Source organism: Pseudoalteromonas phenolica (assembly GCF_005886345.1).
Taxonomy (GTDB): domain Bacteria; phylum Pseudomonadota; class Gammaproteobacteria; order Enterobacterales; family Alteromonadaceae; genus Pseudoalteromonas; species Pseudoalteromonas phenolica_A.
This window is the reverse complement of the sequence record NZ_PNEC01000053.1, coordinates 59196-80680: the sequence shown is the minus strand read 5'-3', so window position 1 is coordinate 80680 and position 21485 is coordinate 59196. Positions and strand designations below refer to the sequence as shown.

Annotated in this window: 14 protein-coding genes and 1 pseudogene; 9 read left to right on the top strand and 6 right to left on the bottom strand. The window is 38.4% G+C overall.

Annotated elements, in window-relative coordinates:
- Window positions 1-136 precede the first annotated feature (136 nt).
- From CWB72_RS16800 to CWB72_RS16780, 5 genes are all read right to left on the bottom strand, one after another.
- Window positions 137-928, bottom strand: coding sequence for a class I SAM-dependent methyltransferase (locus CWB72_RS16800; RefSeq protein ID WP_138633774.1), 792 nt, complete (start codon window positions 926-928; stop codon window positions 137-139).
- A 40-nt stretch (window positions 929-968) separates the two neighbouring features.
- Window positions 969-2057, bottom strand: coding sequence for a methyl-accepting chemotaxis protein (locus CWB72_RS16795; RefSeq protein WP_171037348.1), 1089 nt, complete (start codon window positions 2055-2057; stop codon window positions 969-971).
- Window positions 2058-2129: 72 nt separating this feature from the next.
- Complete coding sequence (locus CWB72_RS16790) at window positions 2130-2921, bottom strand: GGDEF domain-containing protein (RefSeq protein ID WP_212747900.1); 792 nt, start codon at window positions 2919-2921, stop codon at window positions 2130-2132.
- A 91-nt stretch (window positions 2922-3012) separates the two neighbouring features.
- Window positions 3013-3441: a DUF3429 domain-containing protein gene (locus CWB72_RS16785; protein ID WP_130255354.1), complete on the bottom strand. Its 429-nt coding sequence runs from the start codon at window positions 3439-3441 to the stop codon at window positions 3013-3015.
- A gap of 58 nt (window positions 3442-3499) precedes the next feature.
- Complete coding sequence (locus tag CWB72_RS16780) at window positions 3500-3970, bottom strand: DM13 domain-containing protein (RefSeq protein WP_138633768.1); 471 nt, start codon at window positions 3968-3970, stop codon at window positions 3500-3502.
- A 754-nt stretch (window positions 3971-4724) separates the two neighbouring features.
- On the opposite strand from CWB72_RS16780, the pseudogene CWB72_RS16770 reads away from it, so the two are divergent.
- The 3 genes and pseudogenes from CWB72_RS16770 to CWB72_RS16760 form a co-directional block, all read left to right on the top strand.
- A pseudogene (locus tag CWB72_RS16770) lies at window positions 4725-5075 on the top strand (GGDEF domain-containing protein); the annotation flags it as partial.
- A 131-nt stretch (window positions 5076-5206) separates the two neighbouring features.
- Window positions 5207-6610, top strand: a complete 1404-nt coding sequence (locus CWB72_RS16765) for a YfcC family protein (protein ID WP_130255349.1) — start codon at window positions 5207-5209, stop codon at window positions 6608-6610.
- A 155-nt stretch (window positions 6611-6765) separates the two neighbouring features.
- Window positions 6766-9288 (top strand): putative bifunctional diguanylate cyclase/phosphodiesterase, encoded by a 2523-nt coding sequence (locus CWB72_RS16760; RefSeq protein ID WP_138633762.1) that lies wholly within the window; start codon window positions 6766-6768, stop codon window positions 9286-9288.
- Window positions 9289-9357: 69 nt separating this feature from the next.
- Here the strand turns inward: CWB72_RS16760 and hemH are convergent, their stop codons facing one another.
- Window positions 9358-10374, bottom strand: a complete 1017-nt coding sequence (hemH, locus tag CWB72_RS16755; protein ID WP_138633759.1) for a ferrochelatase — start codon at window positions 10372-10374, stop codon at window positions 9358-9360.
- Window positions 10375-10636: 262 nt separating this feature from the next.
- Between hemH and CWB72_RS16750 the strand changes: the two genes are divergently transcribed.
- From CWB72_RS16750 to CWB72_RS16725, 6 genes are all read left to right on the top strand, one after another.
- Entirely contained in the window at window positions 10637-12190 is a 1554-nt protein-coding gene (locus CWB72_RS16750) for a methyl-accepting chemotaxis protein (protein WP_138633756.1), read from the top strand.
- Between the two features lie 97 nt (window positions 12191-12287).
- Window positions 12288-14246, top strand: a complete 1959-nt coding sequence (locus tag CWB72_RS16745; protein ID WP_436409863.1) for a RecQ family ATP-dependent DNA helicase — start codon at window positions 12288-12290, stop codon at window positions 14244-14246.
- Window positions 14247-14248: 2 nt separating this feature from the next.
- Window positions 14249-15424 (top strand): anhydro-N-acetylmuramic acid kinase, encoded by a 1176-nt coding sequence (locus CWB72_RS16740; protein ID WP_138633753.1) that lies wholly within the window; start codon window positions 14249-14251, stop codon window positions 15422-15424.
- Between the two features lie 275 nt (window positions 15425-15699).
- A complete protein-coding gene (locus CWB72_RS16735) occupies window positions 15700-18513 on the top strand; it encodes a cadherin-like domain-containing protein (protein WP_138633750.1) in 2814 nt (937 codons plus the stop codon).
- A 2-nt stretch (window positions 18514-18515) separates the two neighbouring features.
- The gene (locus CWB72_RS16730) at window positions 18516-21218 is read left to right on the top strand and encodes a TonB-dependent receptor plug domain-containing protein (protein WP_138633747.1); all 2703 of its coding nucleotides are present in this window, start codon (window positions 18516-18518) and stop codon (window positions 21216-21218) included.
- Window positions 21219-21259: 41 nt separating this feature from the next.
- Window positions 21260-21484 carry a hypothetical protein gene (locus CWB72_RS16725; RefSeq protein WP_138633745.1) on the top strand — a complete coding sequence of 75 codons (225 nt, stop codon included), beginning with the start codon at window positions 21260-21262 and terminating at the stop codon, window positions 21482-21484.
- Window position 21485: the final 1 nt, after the last annotated feature.

Genomic DNA, 21485 nt, shown 5'->3' with positions numbered 1-21485 from the left:
GGCAGCTAGTCTAATCTCGAAATAAAATCAATACAATTACCTTTGTATACATTATTCAAGGTTGAGCTATTTTGTAATTTATTCATAACAGTTAATTTTCTTTGTAACTCATAAATTTTACGTGAGTAAAAAGTTGTTACAGTGATTCAACTTTTAGATAAGCCTGCCAATTTTGATGGTGGAGCAGCATATTTTTATGTTTTTTAGAGTTATTGTGCGCGAGCTTGTCCCTCTCAGTCAGGAAGGGGCCTGCTCGGCAGAAACTACAATGATTGGCATCTAAATAATGAGGAAGCTTTAAATGTGGTAAGTCTTGACTATGCGTTTTTGCCGACCAAACATAGCTGATCCCACTGGTGTCTTTTACATGCTTATCGCGATCAACATTACGAATTTTATAGCCTGGAAAGTCACTGATGTTAAAAGGGCTTTGACCTAAGTAGTTAATATCTAGGCCTATTAAAAGTGATGACTCTAAATCCCATTCACAATAAGGTTTTACGTCTTTAGATGTGATAATACAAAGCATGGGGCCTTCAGGGTCTAACACATATTTATGTGCATAGTAGATGAATAACCTAAGCAGGCGTCTGTTTAATGTGTTTACAGAGTGCGTTTGCTGTTTAAAATCATGATAGTTGTCAAACGCTGGGATCAGCGGAAACTGAAAAATTACAACGTCAATACTTTGTTTAGCGAGCTTCTGCCATGATGACTCAAGCGTGACATCAAATTCGGTTAAGACTGTGTATTGATTACTTTGTAGCTGATGTAGTGAATTTTCAGCATATTTTTCAGTGACAACCTGTTTTGAGTCATAGATGCTGGCGGTCAGCTGAGAAGGTGGAAATTGTGCTGACAATGCAAGTGAAAAACTTAAATCGCCATCACCAACGGTTAATATACGCCATTGTTTATCGAGTTTCATAGTACTAAGCAGTAGAAAACAATGGCGTATTATATAATTACTAAGCGTGTCGTGCTAGCTCATCTAATAAAGACATCACCTCAGATGAAGCTTGTTCCATTTGATTAAGCTTTTGAATACAGGCTTGCTTGTTATCTTGGGCAAATAATTTCATTGCCTCAACACCACTTGCATGTACCTGTCGATGAGGTGCTTCTAAGCGTTTGAATGCACTTATATCGCCAAACTTTTGTTGGCCTTCAGAACTCATCCAATTACCTAATCGGCAGCTAGCATTATCGGCAAATGCTGAAATTGGCTGTGAATTAATGCCTATGAGATGATTATAAACATCTGACTTCCAAACAACGTGATCAAGTTTCACCGTCTGTAAGAAGGTTTGTGTAGTAGCATCATGAATGGTGTTTTTCATAGAGCCGCAGCTGTCTACGATACTTGAATAATCATTATTTAATTGGGCAATACTTTCAGATAGGCTGTTATTAGAGTCTTGGATGATATTTACAGCATTAACCGTTTGTTGTGTGGTATCCATAATCTGTTTAACGAGATCTGATACTTCATTTGCAGATTCATTGGTATTGTTTGCTAAAGCTCGAACTTCGTCAGCTACCACACTGAACCCTCGACCAGCTTCACCGGCGCGAGCTGCTTCAATTGCAGCATTTAAAGCTAACAGGTTGGTTTGATCTGAGATTTTAGAAATGGTTGTAACAAAAGTATTAATGTTGTCGGCCATTTGAGACAAACCTGAAATATTGGTTGTCATTGTTGCCATATTTTGAGTTAAACCGTCCATACCAGCTAAAATATCTGTCAATGATTTTTCTGAAGTCTCAAAAACATTATTGATATTATTAATTGATGAACTTTCCTGTTCAATTGAAGTAAAACTGTTGCCAACAGATTCTCTGATATCTCTTACTTGAGCAAGGCCATTTATAGCACACTGTAAAAGCTGGTTGTCCGTATTTTCATTAAGTTGGGATTGAGTTTCAACTAGTAGCTCATTGAGGTTATTGCTTTCGGTTTTTAGTTGTGAATTCTCGTGTTGTAGTTGCTGAACTTGTTGTCTTAAGTCTTGTAGTTCTTGTTCTTGCTGTTGATTATTGAATAAATTACCAAACACAACGCTTCCCTCATGAATAGTTAGTAGGTTTAGATTATCAGTCAATTGAAAAAAGAGCCAGAAATAAGAGAGTTATGTTCTAGATTGATGACGAATAATTTTATGCGCCTTGTCCTTATACATATTTTCGTCAGCAAGGTGCATAATTTCGTCAGGAGTTAGGCCGTCTTCTGCTTTTGCTACGCCTATACTTATGCCAACACCAAACTCGAAAATTGGTTCAAGTAAAGTCCTTCGCAATAATTCGATATCTTGAGGATATGCTTTAGAAAAAGCAATAAATTCGTCGCCACCAAGTCTAAAGCAGTTATTTTGTCCGAATGAGTCACACATTGATTGTGTAATATCTACAAGCACTTTATCACCTGTTTTGTGGCCAAATTTATCATTCGCAATTTTGAAGTTATCTAAGTCGAAATAGAGTAAGAAAGGAAGTGTCTTAGTTATATTTTCAAAGTTCTCAAAACAAGATTTTCTGTTGCCTAACTTTGTTAAGTGATCGTGATTGGCTTCATAGCTTAACTTTTCTTCTAGCTTTTTTCTTTTATCTATTTCAAAATTCAGCTTTTCGACTAACTTTCTTTCGTCATGGATCACGTTGTAGAGCACAAAGGATGTGAGGATTAAACCTATATTTTTGATTGATGTATCGAAAACTAAGATGGGCAGGACTTCAGATGGGATCAGTTCGTCAAGTAAATCTAGCAACAGCCCGAAGCTGAAAAACACCCAAGCGCCCATTAAAAATTTATTACTAACATATTTAGCACTATAAATACTTAATAGTCCAATACAGGTGAACCAGAACAGTTCCTCAGAGGCATCTGAAATAAGCGGGTTGTTTCCTAAAATGACGGTAGCCAAGAAAAGACACAAGCTTAGGAACGCTAAATAGATAAGTTTTTTCATCATAAGCTAAACAAGTGCCCCTCTATAATTTAGATAATAGACGACTTTAAAGAGTACGGGAAAGTTCAAACTGTTGAGCGATCATAAATAAGTGGCTAACAAATAGAACTGAGGTAAGTACAAATCGCATTTTATGGTAATCCTTATGATAGTCTTGCCATGCTGGCATGCCTCTCTCAAACACTAAAATTAAAGGGTAGCAAATAGCTAAATAAGCCAAGACAATAATTGGGCCAACAAAAGCCATCATAGGAAAAGGAATTACAAGTAAAACAGCCATAACAGCATGCGTCATACTTTGTTGACCAGGGCGCCAGAGAATACCTGCGCAAAAGGCACTGATGCCTAGACTATAAAAAGTAAAAGCTTGGATCAGAGCTTCGCTACTTCCTAAAATTAATGAGGCTAATATACAAGCTAAAAATGGTAAAACACCATAATAGCCAAGTTGAATGTGGTTAGAAAAAGAATGCATAGAATTCCAATTTTACAAATTTTTTAAAAGATACGGAATAAACATAAAATTAGATGAACTAACTTTTGAACTTCGCAGCAGTGATAAATTCCCCAAATGCTTCACACCAAATAATAACACTATTAAATTGATTTATATCAACATCATTGGGTACTACAGAAATAAAACCGTCAAAGCGTTTAACTTCACTAATATTAAGCATCGAATCTTTGTGCTCATTAAATTGCGATTCATTTTCTACAAATTGCTTAGATAAATACAACTGATAATCCGGACCAGGGGCTAACTTTCCTTTAAAAACAATCTTAGATTCACTTATATAAAACTCTCCTTTTCCGTAATGCAATAAATCTGAACCATCTAATTCATCTGGAATTTGAACCAGGTATTTAGCACTCTGCGCAGCAGTAGCGAGTTCGAGCATACTCAATGAAGGCGGAGCAACCATAAGTGGTAATGTATAAATCCCCATTGAAAAGCCGAAACTAAAGATAAGTATTGCTGAAAAAATAAGTTTGATTGCTTTCATAGGTAAACATTCTTTGTGGGATTTATAAAAGTATAGACTTGGTTTTTACATTAAAGCGATTGATTTAATGTTATTAAATTAGTTGAAGTTGTAAACCTTAATTTTTTTTAATGCTTTTTTTCTTTTTTGGAATGACACAAAAACCCAAAATAGAAACGATATAAGCCAAAATGAGAGAGTTGCCAATAATCAGGATGTGTTTATCACTGGCAAACAGCCATAAACAAGCAAGTAAAATACAAGCAATAGTAAGATGGGAAGCTAATGTTTTTAGTTTACTGTAAACCATATAAGTCATGCATAAATGAGATACCTAATTATAACGAGACTTGGTACAAAAGACGACATCCATTATTTAATATGTAATGAGATTGTTTCACATGTAATCTTTTTCTCCTCTTTAGATGCTTTTTTGTTGTTATAATTGGTATGAAGAATTTAGAGCAAGAATTTGATTTAGATTAATACAGTCATCAATCTAAATCTGTACCTTATTAAATGATAGAAGTATCTGCATGTATTTGGCCATTTATAGGTTAATTTGGTTAATGTCTTCCGCGTCTTTAGACGCCTCGATTTAAAACGTTGGTATTAATACTGTCGTTTTTTGGTGTGTTACTTACCTTGGGCCACGCTTTATTTGCAGCCTATAAGGTTCAATAAGACTTACTACTCCAAGATACCCTTGAAGCAAATGGAGTTTATGCAGGAAAGTTGGCTAATTAGCTCTCGATATTGATCATTTAAGCGGGTAAATGACAACTTTGGCCATGATGTGGGTGATATGGTTATCAAGCAATTTGCAACTTTAATGAAACAATGTGCCCGTGAACAAGATCTGGTGTGTCGATCTGGCGGAGAAGAGTTTTTAATTTTCTTGCCAAATATAGAGTGTGATGTCGCTTTTAAGATTGCTGAGCGCTTACGTAAGAATATTGCAGCGCATGATTTTGGCATGGTTGGGCATGTCACTACATCTATTGGTATTGCACGCTGGCCAGATGTAAGTGATGATATTGATACCGTTTTAAAACAAGCTGATAGAGCATTATATAGTGCGAAAGAAGCGGGTAGAAATAGAACACATTTAATTGAAGCGTGTTAAAAACGTGTGCTGAAAGCAAATCCCGTTTTCATTTGATGACATCTTGAAGGTGAATAATGGTGCCGATTTAGGTATTATGCGCGCTCCAGACTGTCAGGCAGTCTTAGATTTATAAGAATAGGAGCGTGTAAATGGGTAATATGAAAGTACCCCATACCTTAATTTTATTATTGGGCATGATGGTTGCTGCGTTATTTGCGACCTGGATTGTGCCGCAGGGCTTTTTTGAAACCAGTACGACAGAAACCGGTCGTCAAATGGTTGTTGCTGGCACTTATGCGCAAGTAGCAGATAAAACTTACCTCACTCCTTGGGATTTACTGACTTCTATTCCTCGCGCCTTTGCTGCTGCGCAAGATGTTATTTTCTTTGTATTAATTGTAGGTGGTGTTCTGGCTATAGCTCGAGCAACAGGCACAGTTGATGCGCTGATTGGTCGATTACTTGAGAAGCATGGAACAAAACCGCAGCGTCTGATATTTATGGTGGTGTTTTGTTTCGCATTGGCTTCAAGTGCGATTGGCACTGCTGGCGAGTATATCCCTTTTGTGCTTATTTTAGTGGCTTTATGTAAAGCCATGCGTTTAGATGCTATGACTGCAGTGGGTATGATTGTGGCCGGTTATGGTATTGGTTATGGTGTATCTGCATTCAACCCATTCACAGTGTTAATCGCTCAACAGATTGCTGAAATTCCTGTTTACTCAGGTATATGGTTGCGATTCGCTATTTTCGTGCCATTTGTTTTAATTGGTTTTCATCATGTATGGAGCTATGCGAAAAAGGTAAGCGAAGATCCAAGCAAATCAATGATGGTAGGCGTACCTTGTCCACTAGAGGGTAAAGAGCAGCCTAACTATCCTAAATTAAATAAAAGACATCAGCTTATTTTAGGCAGCTTTTTAGTGACTTTAACCGTGGCTGTGTGGGGTATAGCAACTCAAGGCTGGTATTTATATGAACTTGGTGGTGTGTTCGTTGCTTGGGGGGCGGTTGTTGCCATTTTAGGTAAGTTGTCAGCAGATGAAACAGCAGAGCGTTTTATTGAAGGTGTTTCAGATTTGGTGACCACTGCGATTTTAATCGGTGTTGCTCGTGGTATAGCGCTTATTCTTGAAGATGGACAAATTCTACATACTCTAGTACATGGTATGTCTTTACCGCTGTCTCATGTTGCAGCTGAAATCTCTGCAGTTGGTATGTTGATTATCCAAACTTTACTGAATACGTTTATTCCTTCAGGTTCAGGTCAGGCTTATGTCACTATGCCACTTATGGCTCCTTTGGGTGATCTGGTTGGCGTGCCTCGTCAAGTAGCTGTACTTGCTTATCAATTTGGTGATGGCTTTTCAAATATGATCATTCCAACAAATGCTGTATTGATGGGTATTTTAGGTATGGCTGGCGTACCATATACGCATTGGTTTAGATTCTGTTTACCTCTTATGTTAAAACTTATGGCTGCGGCATCAACAGTACTTGTGTTAGCGGTTATGTTCGGCTATGGCTTAGACGTACAACCAGTCATTCAGTAACAGACTTACTTGCATTAATAAATTGCCACTTCATATCGCTTTGATGTGGCAATTTATATTCACTTCTTTGATCTAACCACAAAACATCGTAAGAAAATTCCACTATAATCTTCACTCGTGCATTTTAAGTTATCGCATTTTTAAAAGTGGAAATTATGTCCCTTTCTTTTAGCCATTTTTACAGTCTTGAGAATAGCCAAGCGAGATATGAACAAGCCATTCAAATGATGTTTGAACAGCTTTCTCCTGTTCATTGTTTAATTGGTCAATTTATTAATGGAAGCACTCAAGTTCAAACAGTTTGTTACGCTAAAGATGGTCAAATTCAACCTAATATTACTTATGATTTAGCTGGCACCCCTTGTAACGACGCACAAGACAGTGAGGGGGTTTGCATGCTGAATCATTGTTTGCAAGAGACTTATCTTGAAGATGAGTTATTAAAAGTATTAAACATAAATAGTTATGCCGGAGTAACACTTCGGGCTTTAGATCACACACCGATTGGCATCATGGTGTGTATGTATGAAGATGAAAGACTACTAAATGATATACAGCAGGGCTTCTTGCAAGAGTTAAGCTACATCGTGGGCGCTGAGCTTAATCACAATTTAGAAGTCGCTTCACAAGGTATGATCCTCAAGCAATTAGCGAAAAGCGAGCGTATTGCGAAACTCAGCTCTTGGAATTGGCACCTAGGCCAAAATAAGCACTGGTTTAGTGAAGAAATGCGTTATTTGACTGGCCAGCATCATGATATTGAGTTAAGTATCGATTGCTTTTTAGATTGTTTAGAAACTTTAGATAGCGGCAAGCTTGAAGAAGCGCTGAAACAAATACAAGCCGGGGAACTGACAAAACTCGATATGCGTGTGAGACATAAATTGTTGTCTAAACGCAAAGGATTGATGAGGATAATAGGTCATGTTGAGAACGAAGAAGGACCGATACCTGAACGAGTTTTTAGCGCAACAGTACAAGACATTTCACAAATCAATTCTTTAACCAAGCAGCTAGAGTTGACGAATGTAGTATTTGAACACGCTACTGATGCAATTATGATCACTGATCATGAAAATAAAATCATTTTGGTTAATAAGGCCTTTGAAGATTTAACCGGTTATACAGGAAAAGAGTTATTAGGGAAGGACCCAGGTGTACTTTCTTCGGGTCAACAGAGTAAGCAGTTTTATAGAAAAATGTGGCAAGCATTAGACACCAAAGGAATGTGGAAAGGTGAAATTTATAATCGTCGTAAAAACGGTCAAATTTTTCCTGAAGAGCTGACGCTCAGTGTAGTTAAAGATGAACAAAATCAGATAAGTAACTATGTTGCTGTATTTAGAGATATTACCGAATGGAAGCGCAGCGAGGCGCAGCTCACTTTTTATGCAAATCATGAACCATTGACAGGCTTAACTAACCGCCGCTGTTTTATTGAAAATTTAGAGCAAGTCATTTCAGAAAACCGAGCTAAGAAAAAACAATCTGTTTTGCTTTTTATTGGTTTAGACAGGTTTAAAGAAGTAAATGATATTTATGGTTCTGAAATCGGGGATAATGTTTTATTGTCGGTGGCTAAACGCATAAAAAATGGCGTAAGGCGTCAAGATACAGTTTGTCGTTATGGTGGCGATGAATTTGCAATCTTATTGCAAAACAGTGGTATTGATAATGCGATTTTTGTGGCCGAAAAAATTCAGTCTAAATTGTCGCTGCCTTATGTGTTTAATGAAATCTCCGTTGAAATTACTGCCAGTATAGGGATTGCTGAATTATCTTCAGAGCAACCACTTACCGCTTCTAACTCGATAAGTCATGCAACCCATGCTTTAGGTTCTGCTAAGAAAACTGCACCAGGGCAAATCGCACGATATAATGAAGTTATTCAAAACGCTTATTTGAAAAAAATACACCTCAGAGACAAATTAAAAGAAGCCATTAAGTTTCAGCTTTTATCTGTCCACTATCAGCCAATTATTGACACGAAAACAGGTGAGATCAGTAAATTTGAAGCCTTAGTTCGTTGGTCTGACAGTGAACTTGGGGCTGTTTCTCCCGCACAATTCATCCCTGTTGCCGAAGAGTTTGGTCTGATACATCAAATAGGTCAGCTTGTGTTAGAGCGTAGTTGTGAAGATTTAGCGAAAATGCACAGCCTAGGTTATAGGCATATCTCTGTGTCGATTAATCGCTCAGTGAGTGAGTTTAAATCGAGTAATGACCAATACAAGCAAATCATACAAGCAATTGAGATGAATAACCTTCCATATCATGCTTTAACTATTGAAGTGACCGAATCAGTTGCTGCCAATCAGTATACTTGGCAAGTATTAGGTGAACTGCAAAATAAAGGCGTTGAAATTGCTTTAGATGATTTCTGTACCGGGTATTCTTCGCTGAGTAATTTATTAGAGAGTAAAGTTGATTTTGTAAAAATAGATCGCTCTTTCATTGATACACTGATTGAAGATAAGAAAAAGCAGGCAATGGTAAAATGCTTGGTTGATCTTGGTAAGGATATTGGTACTCAACTTATAGCGGAAGGTGTAGAGCAACTTGAACAAGTAAAAATACTGGAAGAGTTTGGCTGTCATAGGATACAGGGTTTTTATTACAGTCCAGCACAACCTATTTCAGTATGTTTGAATATGTTAACTCAGAAATCAGTAAGATAACTGATCTAAATACGGCAGCCAAGGAAACATTAGGTTGCCGTACTCTTCTAACCAGTCAGTAATTAAACTTTAAAGATTTGGTTTTAATACATCATAAAGTGCATTGATATGATCATCTCTGTCATTTAATGCAGCAATGTAGCGGTATTTTTCTCCACCTGCTTCTTCGAAAATCTCGCGATTTTCTTCTTCTAGCTCTTCTAATGTTTCTAAACAATCAGCGCTAAATGCAGGACTGATTATAGCAATATCCTTTATCCCGTCGCTTGGAAAGGATTCAAGGGTTGCATCAGTATAAGGCTTCAGCCACTCGGCCTTACCAAAACGGCTCTGGAAAGTGGTCATTACTAGCTCTTTATTTAAACCTAATTTTTCAACAACTAACCGCGTGGTTTGATGACATAGGCAGTGATACGGGTCACCGTGATCTAAAAATTGTTTTGGCATACCATGGTAAGAGAAAACAACTTTTTGCGGTGTCCCATTTTTTTCTAAGTCTTCTCTAATGCTATTCGCAAGTGACTCAATGTAGAGAGGGTTAGTATGATACCCATTGATAAAGTGTAATTCGGGTACCCAACGCCATTTTTTTAATACACGTGCAACTGCATCGAATGTTGAACCCGTTGTTGGGCTTGAGTATTGAGGATATAAAGGAAAAATAACAATTCGTGTTATACCTTTATCTCTCAGTTTTTCTAAACCAGCTTCAATTGAAGGGTTGCCATAACGCATGGCAAGTTCGACTTCTACGTTATGGTTATTAGCCTTTAACTTTTCAGCAATTTTGTCTGATTGTTGCTGAGAAATATCAATAAGCGGGGAGCCATTTTCAGTCCAAATACTTTGGTAGGCTTTCGCTGACTTCTTAGGCCTAACTCTTAAGATTATGCCGTGTAAAATCATCAACCAAATAAGACGAGGGATCTCTACGATTCTAGGATCAGACAAAAATTCGGCCAAATATACTCGAAGCGCCTTTGCTGTTGGTGCATCTGGGCTTCCTAAGTTTGTCACTAGAATACCAGTTTTTTTATTAAAGCGACCTTCATGTGGGTTGTCTGTGACAGCAGAAAATCGAGACACAAATTGCTCCTTTAGTGGGTACCATTATCAATTTTTGGAAACGGCAGGGTAATACTCTAATTTTACAAGATTTTTAGTACGTACGACACTAAAATGAAGATCATATTTATTTTCATTGTGTCGAGTGTGTAATTATTAATCCTTTAGTATTTATTTTGGTGTAAAATAATAATTAAAGTTTGATAAATAAATAATTTATTAGTAGATTTCGCTCCCCTAGACTTTGCTAAAAATGCTCAATACTAGTTCAGTAAGGGGAACAATGAGAAATAACCAGCCAATCACTGCAAATCAAAAGACTTTTTCATCTAATATCAAACTTATTTCTGTAACCGATCTGCATGGTAATATTACCGAGTGTAACGAACATTTTGTGCAAGTTAGTGGCTTCTCAAGAGAAGAGTTGATTGGTCAACCACATAACTTAGTGCGCCATCCCGATATGCCTGAACTTGCATTTAGAACAATGTGGACAGAGTTGAAACAAGGCAAACCTTGGATGGGCATAGTTAAAAACCGCTGTAAAAATGGTGATTTTTACTGGGTTAATGCCTATGTAACGCCTGTAACAGAGAATGGTAAAGTAGTCGGTTATGAGTCTGTTAGAAGCGTACCGGATGCTGATGCTGTGAAGCGTGCAGAAGCGATTTATAATGCAGTAAATAATAACAACACCAACAAGCTGAATTTAAACTTAGACCCTTATTATTTAATGCTTGGTGCTTTACTTTTGCTAGCGAGTGTTGCCTTTTTTTCCGGTTATCAAGTACCTGCTTTTATAGCGACAATCTTAGCGACACTTATTTCTTTGGTATTGAAAAGCCGACAAAAAAATCTCTATTTTAAATCCTTAAGTCAAGAACTATCGAGTAGTTTTAGCGATGACATATCAAAACAAGTTTACTCAACTTACCCCAGTGATATTGCAGACTTACACGTCAGAATTTTAAGTGAAAAAGCACATCTAGATACAGTCGTTACGAGAATCGATGAAGCTGCCAAACAAGTGTCTAGTGGTGCAACAGTATCTTTGAAAATGGCCCACAACGCCACAGAGCAGTTACAGCAACAACAGCTCAAAACTGAACAGGTTGCAACCGCAATGAATGAAATGACCATGACAATCAACGATGTATCAAGTCATGTTCAGGCAACAGCTGAGCAAGCTGGTGAGTCTCATGATCTAGCAGAAAAAAGTGCTCAACTGAGCGAGCAAACTAAAGGAGCCATGGCGTCTTTGACTGCAACAGTTTTAAATATTAAACATTCGGTAGAGGGCGTATCAAAGCAAACCTCTAGAATTGCTGATGCAGCTCAGTTTATCGAACAAATTGCTGAACAAACTAATCTATTGGCACTGAATGCTGCAATTGAAGCTGCAAGAGCAGGAGAGCAGGGGAGAGGTTTCGCTGTTGTGGCGGATGAGGTACGTAATTTGGCGCAAAGAACGCAGCAATCAACACAAGAGATTCAAGGGATCATCAATGAACTTTCTCACAGTACATCACAAGCGGTGAATGTTGCTGAGCAAGGTGAGCAAGAGTCAAATCAGGGGATGGCACATTTAATACAGAGTACCAATGTATTAGCACAAATTAACGAGTCAATAGATAAAATTAATGACATGTCATTGCAAATTGCAGCAGCAATAGAGCAACAAGCGAGTGTTTCTGATGACATTAATCAGCAAGTGGTCAATATCGCGGCCTTAGCTGGTGATAGTCTTCAAAGTGCTTCTAACGTTGAGCAATCTAGTGAAGAAATGTCGCAGGTATCAAAAGATATGGTTGAATTAGTCGTGCGTTTTAAACGCTAAACACCACATGAAACAGTTGGTATATCAACCCTGATGATAAGCTCGTCGGTATTATTTGGGGTTGATAATATGCTATCTTAGCTAAGCAGTTGTAAACATGGAATTTCGCATCATGACCGAGTCGGTGCTTCATCAAACCTTAGCGCAATATTTTGGCTTCTCAGAATTTAGACCAGGCCAAGAACAAACAATTACCCAGTTAGTAAACGGCCATTCTAGCCTAGCTATCTTCCCTACGGGTTCAGGCAAGTCCCTATGCTATCAACTAACAGCCTTACAGTTACCCGATTTAACTTTAGTGATTTCACCTTTACTGGCGTTAATGAAAGATCAGCTAGAGTTTTTAAAAAGCAAAGGTATAAATGCTGCGAGTTTAGATTCCACGTTAAGCCGAGAAGAAAGTCAGTTAGTAATGCAAAATGTCAGAAATGGCAGCACAAAGGTATTGATGATCTCGGTTGAGCGTTTTAAAAATGAGCGTTTTAGAGAATTCATTAAGCAAGTACCAATTTCTATGCTGGTTGTTGATGAAGCGCACTGTATCTCTGAATGGGGTCATAACTTTAGACCTGATTATCTCAAATTACCTGACTATCGTAACGAATTAGATATTCCACTGGTGTTGTTATTAACTGCAACAGCCACAAAAAAAGTAAAGCACGACATGGCAAGACGTTTTGATATAAAACCTGAGCATATTGTTCAAACTGGCTTTTATCGCGCTAATCTAGATTTAAGTGTTTATGCTTACTCTGAAGAAGAAAAAATCCCAGCACTTATAGGTTATTTAAAACAGCAAACTGGGGCTGGGATTGTTTATGTAACTTTGCAACAACAAGCCGAGCAAGTCGCAAAGCAATTACAAGCTGCAGGCATTAATGCTGCTGCATATCATGCAGGTTTAGACGATGGACTTCGTCAAAGCATTCAAAATGACTTCATGAGTAACCAAAAGCAAGTGATAGTTGCCACTATCGCGTTTGGTATGGGTATAGATAAATCTGATATCCGTTTTGTGGTGCACTATGATTTACCAAAATCGATAGAGAATTATAGCCAAGAGATTGGGAGAGCAGGCCGTGATGGACAATTTTCAGAATGTATCACGCTAGCAAATTTAGATGGTGTTGCTACGCTTGAGAACTTTGTATATGCCGATACGCCTGAACAAACGAGTATTCAAGCACTGATTGAGGAAATTCAATCTCAGCAACAGCTTGGTTTATGGGAAATGCAGGAGCTTAGTGCGTCTAAGGTCAGTAATATAAGGCTCCTTGCGCTGAAAACTCTGTTGGTACAACTTGAATTAAAAGATGTGATTGAAGCTAAATACGCCTTTTATGCCGACTTTAGATTTAAATGGTTGCACACGGAGCACAAAATTTTAAGCCTGTTTGATCCAAATCGTCAGCAATTTATCCAGCAAATATTTGCTAATACACACTTTAAAAAAGTGTGGGGCACTGTTGATATACAAGCCTTAGTGCAACAAGGGCAAGATAGAAATCGTATTGTTGCCGCCTTAGATTATCTTCATGAGCAAGGGCTTATCGAACTTGAATCAAAGCGTATGATGCAAGTGTATCAAGTTGATGAAAGTAAGTTAGCCCAGCCAGATTTAGCGAAAGAGCTTGCTGACTATTTTATAGAAAAAGAGCAAGCTGAGGTTAAGCGTATTGCTGCTATGCTTCGTTTCTTTGAGTTAAATACGTGCTTGAGTTACAACTTGGCAAGATATTTTGATGACATAAATGCGCCAGAGCAGTGCGGTCACTGCTCAGCGTGTCGAGGGCAAGTTGCTAAACTTGAGCAGTCTAAATCAACTGAGTTCCCATCAGATGAAGCATTAAGAAATGACTTGAATGCATTGAGGCAACATTTAATGCAAATAGGTGTTGCGCCAAGTTTAGCAATACTCACCCGTTTCTTAACAGGCATGACTTCACCTCTATCGACATCTTCGAAATTTCGACAACGCGCTGGGTTTGGGTGTTGTACAGATATTCGCTATCAAGAGGTGCTGAGTAAAGTGAAACAATTAGGGTTTGGGGCTTAAAAGTGCGCAAAAACATTGAACAGTTATACCACGTTTCACAAAAAACAAAACGCCAGATTATTGGTTTAATGAGTGGTACCTCATTAGATGGGCTAGACATCGCTATATGTGAAATAAGTGGTTGTGGCACGGGTACAGAAGTGACTTTAAAACACTTCAAAACAGTTGATTACCCTGATGAAGTTAAAAGTAAAATTAGAACTGTATTTGCCAAGCCACAAGTATCGCTAGAATACCTCACACTTCTAAACCCTTGGATAGGGAAGTATCACGGTCAACTGATCAACCAAGCTTTAAAAGCGTGGCAAGTTAATCCCAAAGATATAGATGCCATAGCCAGTCATGGTCAAACAATCTATCACTGCCCTCAGCATCAGCATGATTATGAAGATTTTGGTAATGCCACCTTACAAATCGGTGATGGTGATCACCTTGCTGTCGAGACGGGTATAGTCACTTTGAGCGACTTCAGACAAAAGCATATTGCAGCGGGCGGTGAAGGTGCGCCACTTGCACAGTTTGGCGATTACTTTTGCTTCTCATCGAACTCTGAACACCGTGTTTTATTGAATCTAGGCGGCATCGCCAATATCACTTATTTACCAAAGGCAGGCAGCTTCAACGACATGCTGTGTAGTGATTTGGGTCCAGGTAACACCATCATGGACGCCTATATGCAGAAGCACTTCGGCCAAGCGTTTGATAGTGATGGCGCTATTTCTTCTAAAGGCTGCGTTAACCAAGCTTTATTATCTAAGCTTTTAGATAACGATTTTGTTGGGTTAGATCTCCCTAAATCAACAGGACCAGAGGTATTTAATTTAGCTTACTTACAAACTGCACAGGAATGCTCAAATACAACCCACTTGAAACATGAAGATGTTATGGCAACCTTGTGTGAGTTGAGTGCTTTACTAATAGCTGAGCAGCTAAATTACCTTTCAGAAAGTAAAAAACTAAACGTGTATGCCAGTGGTGGTGGGGTGCATAATCCAATATTGATGCAAAGAATTCAGGGATTAGTCTCTACTGACGTGGTAATTGAAAACAGTAATAAAATTGATTTAGACCCAGATGCAAAAGAAGCGATTTTATTTGCTGTGTTGGCAAACGAGTGTTTAGTTGGTAATTCGACTGAAATTGGCGTAAGCATGGGAAAGTTATCGTTTCCTGAATAATTTCAAATCAATTTGGTCGAATAAATAAAATAGTGTTAAAGCTCTAATTTTAGGGCTCTTTTTATTAATTTGACTCATTCTTCTCTTACAAAAATGTCTGTATTTTTTAATAACCTTACTGCTCAATTAACAGAAAGTAGAATTTTCTTTATATTTCAATGTTTAATGGTGGGGATTTTTTATTCCTAATTATTATATGTAACAATTTAATTTAGTTATTGCTAATAATAATAATTATCATTAGGATCCGTTTCGATTTTAAATGGGATAATCTAATGAAACTAAAACTACTCTCTGTTGCGGTTAGTGCAATCATGCTGAGCGCCTGTGGCTCAAGTTCAACTGAAGCAGACAAAAACACATCGCCAATATTCTCTCAGGCTGAATTCACTTTATCTTTGCAAGAAGATAATTCAGCTTCAATAACTGTATCTGCATCAGATGCTGATGCTCAAACTCTTACTTATTCTATTGCGAATGCACCAGCAAACGGCATTGCTGAATTAGACCCTTCGACCGGTAAGATAGACTACACACCGAATGACAACTTTTTTGGTGAAGATAGCCTTGAAGTAGCAGTCACTGATGGAACTGAAACGGTTAAAACAGTACTTAAAATCAATGTTGAGTCGGTAAATGATGCGCCAGTGATCGAAATTGATAAAGTCTTGATCAGTGGTGCAGAAGTCAAAAAAGGCTTAGTGTCTGCCACTGATATTGAACAAGATTTATTAACCTATTCTATTACTCATTCACCTGAAAATGGTGAACTTGAAATAAATAGCCAAACGGGTGAAATTACTTATACGCCGCAGTCTTTAACCGTTGCTGAAGATAAGTTTGAGTTAACAGTGACAGATAGCAATGGCGCTTCTGTTAGCAAAGAAATCGCGATAGCCACAGGCCTAACTACCAATGCCGATCGTGCATATTACTATTACGCAAGTAGCCACTCACATCTAAAACGTGCAGAGAGTATGCTGTCACAAGTTAAAAACGATGTGAACTTAGGTTTACTTAATGCAAATTTAGCTTCAGGCTATGCCGCTGCAGGTTTAACCAAAGAAGTAGAAAGGTTTTTAACCGAAAGTGCGATCGTTAAAGAAGAGCAGCTTGCTGATGCACTTCTTTCAGTCTCAAATCATTACAACAATCAAGGCTTATACACAGAGGCAAATGCCCTCAGATTAAAAGCAAATAACCTTTATACGAAACATATCGCAGATAAAGGGTTGGCCAATTTCAGCTCAAACGATCAAGTGTTTTTTGATGAACTGGCAATTTCTTATAGGCAGGCCGGTGAGTTTGAGCTTGCCAATCAGAGCTACAATATTCTTGATATTTTATTCAAGACGATTCTAGATAGCGATGCGACAACACAAGCATTAAGACTGGTCTTTGCTTTTAGAGATTCTGTTGATGCAGAAATCGAATACTGGCAATCATTCCGTAACGAAGCTGACAGGCTAAGAGCTGTTGAAATGAATGACCGTTTATACGGTTACTCTAAATTGATTGCAGCAAGGGAAGTTCGTAACGACAGAAATGGTAATTTGGGTAAGTTTTATCATAGTGTGCGTCAAGTAGCGCTAAGTTATGTAGTTGATAACTATATTAAGCTAGGTGAGCTAGAAGCCGCGAAACCTGCTTTACTGGATGGTTTAGCGCTACATGGTGTAGCTGGCATTGACGAAAACTACCCAATTCTTGCCGATGAGCATGCTGACGTAACACATGTAGAATACCCGTTTGGATTAGTTGATATGGCGCCGCGCTTTGTCGTTTTGTATCCAGAACTTAGCGTAGAAGATATCTTAGCTGTTAAATATGACGAAGCCAGTTTCTACAGAAGTATGCTGATTGAAGAGGCTGAAGAAGCACGTTTATTGGCGAGTGTTCGTAATGCAACAAATAAAGATGACGCATTACAAAAAGTACTTAACACCCGTGATGATGAGAACCTTAGGCCGCTATTTACTAATTTATTAGCCTTCAGTAGCAAAAGCCCTGGTGCTTCAACAATTTTAATTGAGCAGGGCCATTATGAGGCTGCTGGCAAGTTTGCATTGGAAGCATTAAATGTACTGAAAGACGAAAAATATCTAGCTCAAAATCTTGATACAACACCATTTGTTACGGGTGTTACGGGCTGTAACCTTCTTCTTGATACTTTTATGAAGCTTAATAGGTTAACCGCTGAACAAAAGTATAACACTTACGCGATTGATGCACTTGCGACTTGCCGTGACATTGCAAATACACATTACTCTTCTCCTCAGGGTACAGATGTTTTAATCGAAAACGTTGCGCAAGCACATTTAGATTTAATTAAACATCATGGGCTACTTGGACAACAAAGCCAAGCAGAGCCAGTGATTGCCAAAGTAAAAGCGTCTATTCAAGCATATGATGATAATGAGCTAAGCGAAAAAGTGGAAGACATGATGCAACTTGCTGTGAGTTTGGCAAGAGGTGGGTTGCACACTAAAGCTAATCAATCTTTGGCTGAGGCTATTGTGCTTATAAAGCAGCTTGAAACTAATATTGATGCTGAATATCAATTTATTTTGACAAAAGATTTTTTTAATAACTCTAGATATAGAGATTTAAACTTTGTTGCCCTTCAAAGTGCGATTAAGCAATCAGCGGGTCAAAATGATAACTTTGCTGTGGAGCTAAACAAAGCCAATGCGCTGTGGGCAGAGCTAGTTACGTGGAATATAGCCAGATTAGATGTCAATGGCTCTGTACAGCAAAAAGCGACTTTTTATACAGTGTTTTCAGATCAACTTATAAAGCTGGGTCAATTTGAACAAGCACTTGCGTTAAAAGATAAATCAGGTTTAGGTGAAGTTGAAATAGATTCAATCATCAACCAAGTTGCCAATGCATTGAGTGTTTTGAATCAATTCGTAACAACGAATATTGCGACTGTAGATACAGATGGTGATGGCAAAGCGAACTTCTTTGCGCCTTTTGCAACCGAGCAAATGATCACTGACTCTGGGATAGAGTTAGACCTTGATAGTGATAATGATGGTGTCAATGACGACCAAGACGCATATCCTCTAGATGCATCTAAAAAGTAGTCATGAAGTATACACTTTGTATAGGAGCGGTTAGCCTTGTGCTAACTTCTCCTGTTTTCTCAAATGAAGAAAGCAAGCCATCAACAGCACAAAAGCAAATTGAACAGTCTGAATTTGTAAAATGCGACACGCAATCAAAGTCAGACAAATGTGGTTCACTTCTTGAGGTGATCGAAGTACGTGGCGATAAAATTAACCCCATCTCTTTCTCGAGTAAGGGGCGCTACAACCTAAATCGTAAAATGATCGAAGGCTATCGATTCGGTAATGGCAATCTGAATGAGGTACTGGCAATACTTCCCGGTGTGCAATATGCCGAATCAGCACAATCGGCCGATCAGGTTTCAAATATCCGTCCATCAGAGGTATCTATATCTGGTGCTTCAGGTGCACAAACTGCCTATTTAATCGATGGTGTTTCAAATAACTCTTTGTTAAATGACTCAAGCGAAATGTCAGATAAAGATCTTCTGGATGACGTTGTTGGCCACAGTCAGGAAGTTTTTTTGAATCTTGAGTTGGTTGAAAGCATTGAAGTGTATGACAGCAATGTCCCTGCAAAATATGGCGCGTTTTCAGGTGGCGTTGTGATCGCCGACACCAAAAAGATTGCTGATGAATTAGAAGCGGGTTTTAGTTTTAGAAAAACTGCAGACAGCTTTGTAAAGTACAATCGGTTTTATTCACTCAAACATGAAGGTCGATTTAAAGACGAAGATGCTGTGTTCGAAAAAAGTGCTTACAGTGCTTATGTGTCATCGCCGATCACAGCTGACTTAAGCTTTCTTGCCCAAATTCAGCTTTTAAGCTCTAAAGAAAGTGTAGAACGCGTTGGAGATCTAAAGATTGAGCATCAAGAAAACTATAATGCACTGCTTAAATTTGAATATGAGTTAACAGCAAATGACTCACTTACCTTAAATCTTTTTCATGGACCATACAGTGGAGAGTACTTTGCTGAAACTGCGAAAAATTCACCTTATTCCGTAAAGGGAGGCGGACAAAAAGCCTCTTTAAAATGGGAGGGAGAACGATCATGGGGGGCTTTTGAAAACCTGTTTGTGTACAAACAAAGCCAGAATTCAAAAGATGCGCCACCAGCTTGGTTTGTTTGGTTAAATCAACCGGGTAAAGCCCTTCCTGAGTCTCACTACTCTAAAACTTTCCTTGAAGGAGGCTTTGGTGATATTGAGAAAAATCAACGCTCAGTACTGTTTAAACATGATTTTGAGTTTTCAGAGATAATCTCAAATGGTTTAGTTCATCAAACCAATGTTGGTTTTGAATATGAGTATTTATATTCACAGTTTAATCGATTAGACGATTCTATTGCTTTCAATGATGCCGTCTCTGCTGCGAACATTAACTGCGCAGGCTACAGCATAGATTGTATTGAGAGTGAATATAAAAAATCGCTTTCACAGCTAGAGCAAGAGTTAGGAAGGCCGCTCGATTTCACAGATGAAAGCGAGCTACTTCTATACAGTGAGAATATTATTGCTTCTGGCCAGTATTTTCAGGGCAGAACCGTCATACCGGCCGCTGAGTCTGAAGCAAACATGAACAAGTTCTCGGCCTATGTCGATCATGAAATACAATGGCAAGACTTAGTTGTTGCTACGGGTCTTCGTTATGATTTCAATGACTTTTTCAAAAACCATAATGTTTCTCCAAGGTTTAGAGGGTCTTACAACTTTTTTGATGATGACGCTCAATTCGTCTTTGGCGCGAGTCGCTATTATTCTAATGACGGCCTTAATTACAAATTAAATGAAGCGAAACTGCCTACTTATAACGAGTACAGAGCCGCATTTAATAATCGCGTGTTAAATTGGCAAAGCGCTTTGAAAAACAGAGGGCATCGGCATGTCTACGAAGATTTGAAAACCCCATATAGTGACGAATTTACACTGGCTTATCGTCATCAACTATTCGGTGGCACTGTGGAGTTGAAATGGATAAACAGACGCAATAAAGATCAAATTAATCGAGAAAAAGGGGTTAATGATTCGGGAGAATCAATCCTGTATGGCGCCAACTCAGGTTACAGTCAATATGATCGTTACTCACTGTCTTGGATGGCATCGTTTGATAATCAGCATGTGCAATTTAACGTATCACACGTGAAGAATGTCACGGATGAAAAAACCTTTGATGGTGAAGCGCGCACTTGTCCGGATTTTCCAAAGTGCTTTTTAAACTTTGACTACAACACTGATGAGCTCGTATTTCTTGCTAACAGCAATATTAAGAATGCGTCAGTTAATTATGAGCATTTAGCGTTGGTGACTAAACATGACCTTGATTTAGTCAAAAAAGATTTTAATCGCCCCATTATTGCCAACTTGAGTTGGGGTGGGCGCTTTGGAAACTGGTCTGTTTCTTCATTTATCCGATATCACTCTAAGCAAGATGCACTTTACAACACAGGCGCAACTGAATCAGTGAAGAGTGCTTCATCTTTATGTGATGGTTGCCAGCCAAGTGAAACTCGCTACCCAGTTTACAGTATTCAAGAAAGACCTGCTTACTGGTTATTGAGTGGCAGTGTTAAGTATTCAGTACCACTTGTTGGTAAGCACACATTGTCTTTCTCATTCGAAGGTGAAAATTTACTGAACAAACGCACCTACCAAGTGGCGCCATTTTCGACGGGTTTAGAGCTTGGGCGGCGTTTTTGGCTTGGCTTAAATTACTCATATTAGAAACAAATCAATTTCATATATAAATAATAGGAAATATCACTATGACATCACTACTTTTGACCACAGCTGTTGTTGCGTCACTTTGCTACGAACCTGCAAACGATATTCATGCAATTCAATTAGAAAAGCATGAACTAGGCACTGAGTTTGTGTCTGCTCGCGAAAATGAGAAAAAACATTGTATTACAGTAAAAGCACCTCAGTTAAATGCAGCAAAAAAATTGGCAGCTAAAGATCCAGAAATGTTTGAGCTAAAGCATAAATAAC